This is a genomic window from Sphingomonas sp. (genome assembly GCF_035317925.1).
Lineage (GTDB): Bacteria > Pseudomonadota > Alphaproteobacteria > Sphingomonadales > Sphingomonadaceae > Sphingomonas_I.
In genome coordinates this window covers 1-8,793 of sequence record NZ_DATHFV010000130.1, presented here as the reverse complement: position 1 = coordinate 8,793, position 8,793 = coordinate 1, and the positions used below count along the sequence as shown (strand labels likewise).

Genomic DNA, 8,793 nt, shown 5'->3' with positions numbered 1-8,793 from the left:
CAGCCACGGCGGACCGCAGCAGGATCCGATTGCCTTTCATCGGGCGGTCGCGGCGCTGCTGGATGGTCGCGGCAGGTGAGCGCCGGGGCGATGCCCCCTATCGCGCCAGCGTGACCAGCGGCTTGCCCTTTTCGACGACATAGGTGGCCAGTTCGCTGGCGGGTCCGGTGCCGACGTTCCTTGCCCGGTGAACCACGCCCGTCGGCACGAACAACACGCCGCCGGCTTTCAGGGTGACGGGAGGCTGGTCCGCAAGCTGATATTCGAGCGTGCCGCCAAGAACGTAGATGATCTCCTCGCCGTAATGCGTGTGGGCGCCGGCGACCGCGCCCGGCGCGAAATCGACGCGCACCTGGATCGCCTCACGGCCGGGGATGCTCAGATCGTGGCGCTGGAGATCGGTGCGCGTCAGCCCGGACGGCTGCGCCTGCGCGCCGGACACAGCGAGCAGGCCCGCAGCAAGGCCGGCCAGGAATGTGCTTTTCATGTCGGCTCCTTTCTTACGGCGATTGCGCAAAGACGGACTAAATTACGGTGACAGTGCATTCAATTCCCAAAGATGAGGGCACTGTCACCGTAATTCTTTTCGTGAGTTTTCGACCGCTTCTGCGCAGGCGCGCAATTCCACGAATATTAGGCGCAAAGCCGCCGATGACGCGGCGAACCGGCCGGTCCGGCTTCAAATATAATAACTTATGTTTGTACCCGTTTAAGAAATTCCAGCGTTTGGCCTGACGGTTCATCTGCTCAACGTCATTCCTGAACAGCGATGATTCTATCCAGGGCTCTGCACCCCCAAGAAGGCATCCGCATGTCACATCGTGAGCCAATGGTGACGTCGCTTTTGCGGCAGCAGGAGGTTTTGGCGAAGTTCGGCGAGCTGGCTTTGCGCTCCGACAGCCTGGACGAAATTCTCATGGAGGGGTGCCGCCTGGTCGGCGAGGCGCTCGGAACCGACCTCGCCAAGGTGATGGAGCTTCGTGAGGATGGCATCACCCTGCTGGTACGGGCGGGCGTGGGCTGGAAGGACGACGTTGTCGGAAAGGTGACGGTCCAGGCCGTCAAAGGCTCGTCCGAAGGCTTTGCGCTGCAAACCGGCCAGCCCGTGGTGTCCGACGACATCAGCACCGAAACCAGATTCGAGTATGCGGATTTCATCAAGACAATGGCGTAAGGGCGATCGTCAGCGTCATCATCCTGGGCGCGGAAGACAAACCTCCCTTCGGGATCATTCAGGTCGACAGCCGCACTCCCCGGCATTTCGACGAGCGCGATACGCGCTTCCTGCAGGGATATGCGAACTTGATCGCGGCGGCAGTCGATCGGCTTCAGGTCGCCGACAAAATTCGGGCGGCGCAAGCAGCGCTTCAGGAAAGCGAGGCCGCGCTTCGGCAAGCGAACGAGACCCTCGAAGCGCGCGTGATAGAGCGGACCAATGCGTTCGAATCCGAACAACTTCAGCGACACGCGGCGGAAGACAATCTGCGCCAGAGCCAGAAGATGGAAGCCATCGGTCAATTGACCGGCGGCATCGCGCACGATTTCAACAATATGCTGACGGGGATAACCGGGTCGCTCGACATCATACGACGACGGATGGCGGCAGGACGCATGGACGACGTTCCTCGCTTCATGGACGCCGCGTCCACCTCTGCGGAGCGCGCCGCCGCCCTCACCCACCGCCTGCTCGCCTTTTCGCGCCGGCAATCGCTCGATACGAAAGCCTGCAACGTCAACGCGCTGATCGCGGGCATGGACGACATGCTGCGCCGTACTCTGGGCGAGCAGGTCCGGCTTGAAATCAATCTTTCTGCCGGCCTCTGGCCCGCGCTGACGGATACCAATCAGCTCGAAAATGCGGTCCTGAACCTGGCGATCAACGCGCGCGACGCAATGAAGAATGGCGGCCGGCTTCATATCGAGACGGTGAATACGAGCCTGGACGAGCATGATTTGCTGAAGAACGACGACGCCCTGCCGGGGTCCTACGTGGTTATCTGCATCACCGACACGGGCTCGGGAATGACGCCCGACATACTTGGCAAGGTTTTCGATCCTTTTTTCACGACCAAATCGATTGGCCAGGGAACGGGGCTTGGCCTGTCCATGATCTACGGCTTCGCCAAGCAGAGCGGCGGCCACGTTCGCATCGACAGCGAGGTCGGCAAGGGAACGACGGTTAAGTTATACTTGCCCCGTGCGCAGGTCGATGACCCACTCGAAAGCATCGACGAGAGCGCCATCGCGCCGGACGGCCGCGGCGAGACCGTGCTCGTCGTCGAAGACGATCCCGTCGTGCGCTTGCTGATCGTCGAAGTCCTGGGTGAGCTGGGCTATCGGCATCATGAAGCCGGCGACGGCGACGAAGCATTGGTGATCCTGCGATCCCCGCAGCGGATAGATCTGATGCTTTCCGACGTCGGCCTGCCGGGCGCGAGCGGCCGACAATTGGCGGAGACGGCGCGCGAAATCAGACCCAAGTTGAAGGTGTTGTTCGTCACCGGCTACGCTGAAAACGCCACGTCGCTTGGCGAATTTCTGGCGCCGGGGATGGACCTTCTGGCCAAGCCGTTTTCGCTGGACGCGCTGGGAACGAAGGTCCGCGAAATGATAGAACAAGTCTAGACGGCGTGCGCAGGTGACGGGGCTTAGCGCGTTTCCCAAATGTGGACTTTCAGGCTCCAAGGATGCGATGGCGGACGCCCGACTTCAGCCAAGTAGCCAGTGCCAATCCGATTTTACGGGCTCGAAACGTGTCTTCGTTTCTCACGCCGATTGCACAGACACGGACTGCGAGATCATGTTCGCCGTGCCGTAGGCGGTCAGGAACGCGACATCGGCGGCGTCGCGGCCGATCCCGATCTTGGCCATGCTGGCTTCGGTCGCCATGCCGGTGGCATCGACCATGTGCCATGCGCCGTCCAGGAACACCTCCGCGACGGCATGAAAGTCCTGCGGTTCGACGCCCGGCGCGTAACAGCTCACAAACCGCGCCGGAATGCCCGATGCGCGCACCAAAGCGATCATGACGTGCGCATAATCGCGGCATACGCCCTGCCGTTTCACGAACGTATCGAGCGCGGTCGTGTCGGCGAAGCTCGATCCTGGCACGTAGGAGAAGTTGTGCTGGACCCAGTCGCGGATCGCGGCGACGCGCGCGCCGCCATCGACCTGCCCGAACTCCGCATCGACAAAGGCCTGGAACTGATCGGACGGGCAATAGCGCGACGGCATGAGATATTGGACGGTTTCGCTGGGCAGCAAATGGTGCGGGACGGCGGGCAGCAGCCGCACGTCGGCGACGAGGCGATCGATCGACACCGTCGCGCGGTAATCGACGATCAGGCGCCCCTGTACCCGCAGCCAGATCCGGTTTCCGACCGCATCATGGGCGGCGATCCGCGCAAAATGCTGGCACTCGATCGTCTCCAGCCAATCCTCCACCATCTGCTCGGGAATCGGCGCGGCTTCGACCTGAAGCAGGATATCGGTCATATACTCGAGTTCATATTCGAGCTTGGTTTCGATTATGATTTTCACAGGCTGCCCCCAAATTTGCGCCTGACTACCAACAACGCTGGTGCGTAACGCCCGTCATAGCCGTTCGCTGCCCCGAGAGAAGATCGGGCTGCGGACTGCGACGCGCATGAGCCGCCGGGCTCGGACCGCTGCTACTGAATAACCACAATATATTCGGCATCGCGAGTGCCGGTATTGACGACATCGACCCGAAAGCGGGTGGTCCATACCGGCACCCAGTCGCAGCCGCCGGTCGCGGCGGCGGCACAGACCCGATGACCATCGTCGTCCTCGACCTGCAGCCTTGCCGCCGCGCGCCGTATCGGCACGACCGCGATCCGGGCACGCTGACCGGCGAGGAACGTCTGCTCGAAGTGCATCGTCGCGGCGCGTGCCAAAACGATGTGGCGATAAGCCGGGCCGAGCGCGCGATCGCGATAGGCCGGCGCGGGCGCGACGCCGACGCGCGCACGCCAGCTCTTCACCAGATCATCGTCTCCATCCATGGGATGCGCGCCGGATGCTTCCAACAGGCGGACCGCGGCGCCAAGCCGCGCGCGATCATGCGCGGTCGCGGCGGCGCTGCCATTACGCAAGCCCGCGACAGTACGCGAGAAGGCGTCGGTTGGCTGATCGGCCGCGACCGGACCAGCCAACAGTGCGATTACGAGGAGGCCGATCAATCGCATTGCGGCGGCTCGATGATAAAGCGTGCGCCGGGATCGGCATTTTCGAAGCGCGCGGTCAGGCCGTGCCGTGCCGCGATCACCCGCACCAATGCCAGCCCGAGGCCGTGGCCCGGTCCCGCCGCGCCGGCACGGTGGAAGCGGCCGAAGATGCGGTCGTGGTCTTCGGGCGGGACGCCGGGGCCGTCGTCCTCGACGACGATGCGTGGCCCCTCCTCCACCGCCAGGCAGACGTGCGAGCCGGCGGGGGCGTATTTAAGCGCATTGTCGAGGAGGTTGGCGATGATGCGCGCGATCGCCATCGGCTCGCCGCGCATCGGCACGGTCGCTGCGATCCGCGTCGAAAAATCGAGCCCGGCTTCCTCGGCGCTCGGCCGGTACAGATCGGCGACGTTGATCGCGATTTCGGCCAGGTCGCAATCGACCGCGCCACGGCCGAGGCCGTTGCCGGTCTCAGTCATGCCGATGTCGAGCAACGCGTCGAACAGCGACACGACCGAGCGGATATCACCGCGCGCGTCGGCCAGATCGGCGGCGACATTTTCGTCGCGATTGGTCTCGAGCGCGCGCAGCAAACGCGTGTCGAGATGAACCAAAGGCGTGCGCAGCTCGTGCGCGATATTGTCGCTGATTTCGCGCTGCGACCGCAGCAGCCGCTCCGACCAGAGCAGGTGCGCGTCGACCTCGCGCGCGAGGATCGCGATCTCGTCGCGCCCGGTTGCGGGCATGGGGCGGCGATGATCGCCGCGCTTGAAGCGCTCGAACGCGTCGGTCACGGCGGTGACGCGCCGTCCGAGCCAGCCGGCGGACAGCGCACCGGCGAGCAGCGAGGCCAACACCGCGAGCAAAGCGGCGAGCATGAAGCTGCGGCGAAGGCCGGCGAGCAGGGATTGCGAGGGAGCCAGGCTGCGGCCGACGACCAGGGTCAGCCCACCGCGCAACCGCGTCGCCCGTGCGAGCCCGTCCGGCAGTTCGATGAGCGGCGACAGCCCGGCATTGGCCGGCGGAGCAATGGCGGCATTGCCCGCGAGCCGGGTGCCGTCCGGGCCGATCAGGGCATAGAAAGGATGCGGCGTGGCGCCCTCGGCGAAATCGGTGCGGTCGGCGATCCGCCGCCGGAGCTCATCCGGTCCACCCTGCACCATGACATCGGTCAGGCCGGCAATATCGGTATCGATCGTCTGGACCAATTGATGGCGCAGCGCATGATCGACCGTGGCCAGCGTCGCCGCGCCGACGCCGATCATCGCGAGGATCATCACCAGCGCCGACAGCAGGGCCTGGCGCAGCGCGATCGAGAACAGGTCTACGCGTTTCACGGGCCGTCGGCACGCGGTGCATTGAGCCGGTATCCCCGGCCGCGCACGGTTTCGAGGCAGGGCTTGTCGCAGCCATCCTCCAGCTTGCGCCGCAGGCGCACCAGATTGACGTCGACGACATTGGTCTGCGGATCGAAATTGAGCTTCCAGACATGCTGAAGCAGCATTTCGCGGGTCACGATCTCGCCGGCATTCTCCATCAGATATTTGAGCAGCTCGAACTCCTTCGGGCTGAGCGCGAGGTGGCGGCCGGCGCGATGCGCGGTGCGCGCCCGCACGTGCAGTTCGAGATCGCCGTGGATCAAAACGGGCTGGCGCGTCTGGACCGATGTGCGCCGGACGAGGGCCCGCAGCCGCGCGATCAGCTCGGCCGGCTCGAACGGCTTGGTGAGATAATCGTCGGCGCCCCGATCGAGCCCCTCGACACGATGTTCGGCGCGGCCGAGTGCGGACAGCATCAGCACCGGTTTTTCGACCCCGGCGGCACGCAGCCGCGACACAACCTCGACCCCGCTGATCGACGGCAGCATCCAATCGAGGACGATGATGTCATTGGCCGGATCGCCCGCACGGGCGACACCGGCCTCGCCCTCAGCGACCCATTCGACCGCGATCGCCTCACGCGCGAGCATCGCCGCGATCGCATCCGCGGTCTGCGGGTCGTCCTCGATCAACAGCACCTGCACGATCCGTTCGCCCCCTCCGACCCGTGCACCATCGCAGGCGGAGCGCGCGTCCGCCAGTGACAAGCAGTGTAAGGCATTGCCGCGTGCCGATAAGTCGGACAGCGTGGGGACGGGGAAAAATGGGGGAGAGCGTCGTGGGGCGTAAAGCGAGCTTTTGGGGCGCGGCAATGCTGCCCGCCTTGCTGTGTTTCGCGAGCGAAGCCGCGGTCTGCGCGCCCGTGCCGTCTCCGCCGCTCTCGCTCCATGACCGCATCCTCCAGAAGCATGACGGCGCCTCCGATCCCGATCCGGCGGTCGAGATCCGTAATGTCAGGGCGATGGAAGCCGAAGCGCGCGCCGATCCCAACCTGTCGGTCGACGACCGCGCGATGGTGCAGGCCAATATCGGCTATGCGCTGGCCGCCAACCGCGACCATGCCGCCGCGCTGGCGGTGATCGACGGCGGCGTCGCGTTGCTGGTGAAGGCGGGGCATGGCGAAACGCCGCTGGCGCTCGAGATGATGATGAACGCGGCGGCCGAAGCGGGCGATGCGGGCGACCGCGACGATGCCGACCGGCGGCTCAATCATGTGAAAGACGTGCAGGCCCGCGTGATGGGGCCCGACAGCGACGACGTCGGCACCACCATGAATCATATCGGCTATAATGCGATGCGGCAGGGCCGGCTGGCCTATGCGATCGACAATGTGCAGGGCGCGCTGGCGCGGATGAAACCGGGCCCCGGCACGCGCGCGGCCTTCATCTCCAATTACGCGACGCTGTCGACCGCCTTGCTCGACGCCGGCCGCGTCGATGAATCGCTCGCGGCGGCGCGGACCGGCGCCGCGCTGGCGGAGCGCGATCTGCCGCCCGGCCATATCGGCGTCGGCGTCACGCTCAACAATCTGGCGGGGTCGCTCAACGGCACCGGGCGCTTTGCCGAAGGCGAGGCGGTCGCGCGCCGCGCGCTCGACGTGCATATCCGCTATCGCGGCAAGAACCATCCGACGGTGGTCACGGCGATGAACACGTTGGCGTTCAGCCTGGCCGGCCAGGGCCGTACGATTGAGGCCGAGACGCTTTACATGGCCGGCGCAGACCTGTTCGACGGCATGGGCGACACGGCCGCACCGAAGACGCCAGTGACCTTGCTGCTCAATGCGGCGGACCTGGCGCGGGCGCGCGGCGACAATGAAGCCGCCGATGCCCGGATCGCACGCGCGTTCGTCTATCTCGCCAAGCCGACCAAGGGCGACGAGCGGCTGCGCGCGCGGGCGAATGCCGCCAAAGCCCTGGGCTTGCTGGTCGGGGGCCATGCCGATCTGGCGCTGCCACTCAGCGAAGCAGCGCTCGCCGGGCTCGCGGATCTGCCGCCCGCGCAGCTGCAACGCGCCGACGCCGAAACGCTCCATGGCCTGATCCTCACCCGGCTTGGCCGCGCCGCCGAAGCCTATCGGGCGACCGCGCCGATAGCCGCCGCAATCGAGACGGTATTGCTGGACAGCGCGGTGCCGGGTGGCGAATTGCGCAATCTCGGACCCTATTATGCGCGCGGCTTCAACCGGCTGGCGGTGATCGCGCTGGCGGCCGGCCAGCCGGAGGCCGCACTCAAGGCGGTCCAGCTCGCCAATCTGTCCGGACTGGCGATCACCGACAGCGCGGTGGCCGCGCGATCCGCCGCCGGCGATCCGGCGATCGCCGCACTCGTCCGTCAGGTGCAGGATCTCGGCACGATGCGCGTCCGGCTCGATCGCGAACGATCGTACGCGCTCGGCAAATCGGCGACCGAAGTAGAACGGCTCAACGTGGCAATCGCGGAAACCGACCGCGCGGTCGAAGCCGCTTCCGCCGCGCTCGACACGCGCTTCCCGCTGTTCCGCGCGCTCAGCCGGCCAAGCCCGATCGGGCTGGCGGCCGCCACCACCGCGCTCGCGCCATCGTCCGCGTTGCTGATGCCGGTCGCGGTCGATGACGGGGCCGCCGGGATCATGCTCACCCGCAAGGGGTTGGCCTGGGCACCGACGCCGCTCAGCGCCGGGGCGCTGGCCGCCGCCGTGCAACGCGTGCGGGCCGGCATCGATTCCGGCGACGAGACCGTGCCGTTCGCGGCGGCGGACGCCTATCGCCTGTACCGCAATATCCTGCCGCCCGCGCTGGCAGCGCAGCTCCCGGCCAAAGCGGATCTGCAGATGTTCGGCGGCGGCGCGCTCGCGCGTTTGCCGATCGGGCTGTTGCTCACCGCCCCGCCGAAAGGTGCCGAGCTTCGTCCGACGGATTTCCGCAATGCGCCATGGCTGATCCGCCAGCACAGCGTCGAAGTCGTCGCCGGGCTGGGCGGACGCCGCGATCCGGACAGCAGCGTCCAGACGGCGAGCTTCGCGGGCATCGGCGCGCCACGCCTCGCGGAGGAGCGCCCATTCGACGCGCCGGCGCAGCGCGTGCTGCGCGGGGGCTCGCTGGATGCGGCATCGCTGCGTTCGCTGCCCTCGCTTCCCGGCGCCGCGCGCGAACTGGAGGCGATCCGAACGGCCTTGCGACCGAAGGCAAGCGTCATGCTGATCGGCAAAGATGCGACCGAAACGCGGCTGATGGCGACCGATCTTT

At 66.2% G+C, this 8,793-nt stretch carries 8 protein-coding genes and 1 pseudogene; 4 read left to right on the top strand and 5 right to left on the bottom strand.

Annotation, left to right across the window (positions count from 1 at the left end; translation table 11 throughout):
* Window positions 1-97: 97 nt before the first annotated feature.
* Window positions 98-487 carry a cupin domain-containing protein gene (locus tag VK533_RS09735; protein ID WP_324376885.1) on the bottom strand — a complete coding sequence of 130 codons (390 nt, stop codon included), beginning with the start codon at window positions 485-487 and terminating at the stop codon, window positions 98-100.
* Between the two features lie 324 nt (window positions 488-811).
* Between VK533_RS09735 and VK533_RS09730 the strand changes: the two genes are divergently transcribed.
* The 3 genes and pseudogenes from VK533_RS09730 to VK533_RS09725 all read left to right on the top strand — a co-directional run bounded on the left by VK533_RS09730 (window position 812) and on the right by VK533_RS09725 (window position 2,625).
* Window positions 812-1,174 (top strand): GAF domain-containing protein, encoded by a 363-nt coding sequence (locus VK533_RS09730; protein WP_324376883.1) that lies wholly within the window; start codon window positions 812-814, stop codon window positions 1,172-1,174.
* Window positions 1,138-1,260 (top strand): annotated as a pseudogene (locus VK533_RS17265) (hypothetical protein); the annotation flags it as partial. The gene VK533_RS09730 and the pseudogene VK533_RS17265, both read left to right, overlap by 37 nt.
* 42 nt (window positions 1,261-1,302) lie before the next feature.
* The gene (locus VK533_RS09725) at window positions 1,303-2,625 is read left to right on the top strand and encodes an ATP-binding protein (protein ID WP_324376881.1); all 1,323 of its coding nucleotides are present in this window, start codon (window positions 1,303-1,305) and stop codon (window positions 2,623-2,625) included.
* Window positions 2,626-2,766: 141 nt separating this feature from the next.
* Here VK533_RS09725 and VK533_RS09720 read toward each other — a convergent pair whose 3' ends face one another.
* The 4 genes from VK533_RS09720 to VK533_RS09705 form a co-directional block, all read right to left on the bottom strand.
* Window positions 2,767-3,540, bottom strand: a complete 774-nt coding sequence (locus VK533_RS09720) for a transglutaminase family protein (RefSeq protein ID WP_324376879.1) — start codon at window positions 3,538-3,540, stop codon at window positions 2,767-2,769.
* A 131-nt stretch (window positions 3,541-3,671) separates the two neighbouring features.
* Window positions 3,672-4,208: a hypothetical protein gene (locus tag VK533_RS09715; protein WP_324376877.1), complete on the bottom strand. Its 537-nt coding sequence runs from the start codon at window positions 4,206-4,208 to the stop codon at window positions 3,672-3,674.
* Window positions 4,199-5,524 (bottom strand): HAMP domain-containing sensor histidine kinase, encoded by a 1,326-nt coding sequence (locus VK533_RS09710; protein ID WP_324376875.1) that lies wholly within the window; start codon window positions 5,522-5,524, stop codon window positions 4,199-4,201. The genes VK533_RS09715 and VK533_RS09710 overlap by 10 nt, the downstream gene beginning before the upstream one ends.
* A complete protein-coding gene (locus VK533_RS09705; RefSeq protein WP_324376873.1) occupies window positions 5,521-6,210 on the bottom strand; it encodes a response regulator transcription factor in 690 nt (229 codons plus the stop codon). The genes VK533_RS09710 and VK533_RS09705 overlap by 4 nt, the downstream gene beginning before the upstream one ends.
* A gap of 134 nt (window positions 6,211-6,344) precedes the next feature.
* Here VK533_RS09705 and VK533_RS09700 point away from each other — a divergent pair.
* Window positions 6,345-8,793: tetratricopeptide repeat protein (locus VK533_RS09700; protein ID WP_324376871.1), on the top strand; the 2,449-nt coding region annotated here is incomplete at its 3' end.

Bases quoted from the DNA above. Each gene is read 5' to 3' on its own strand.
- VK533_RS09715 (WP_324376877.1), bottom strand. From the start codon at position 4,208: ATGCGATTGATCGGCCTCCTCGTAATCGCACTGTTGGCTGGTCCGGTC.
- VK533_RS09735 (WP_324376885.1), bottom strand. From the start codon at position 487: ATGAAAAGCACATTCCTGGCCGGCCTTGCTGCGGGCCTGCTCGCTGTG.
- VK533_RS09730 (WP_324376883.1), top strand. From the start codon at position 812: ATGTCACATCGTGAGCCAATGGTGACGTCGCTTTTGCGGCAGCAGGAG.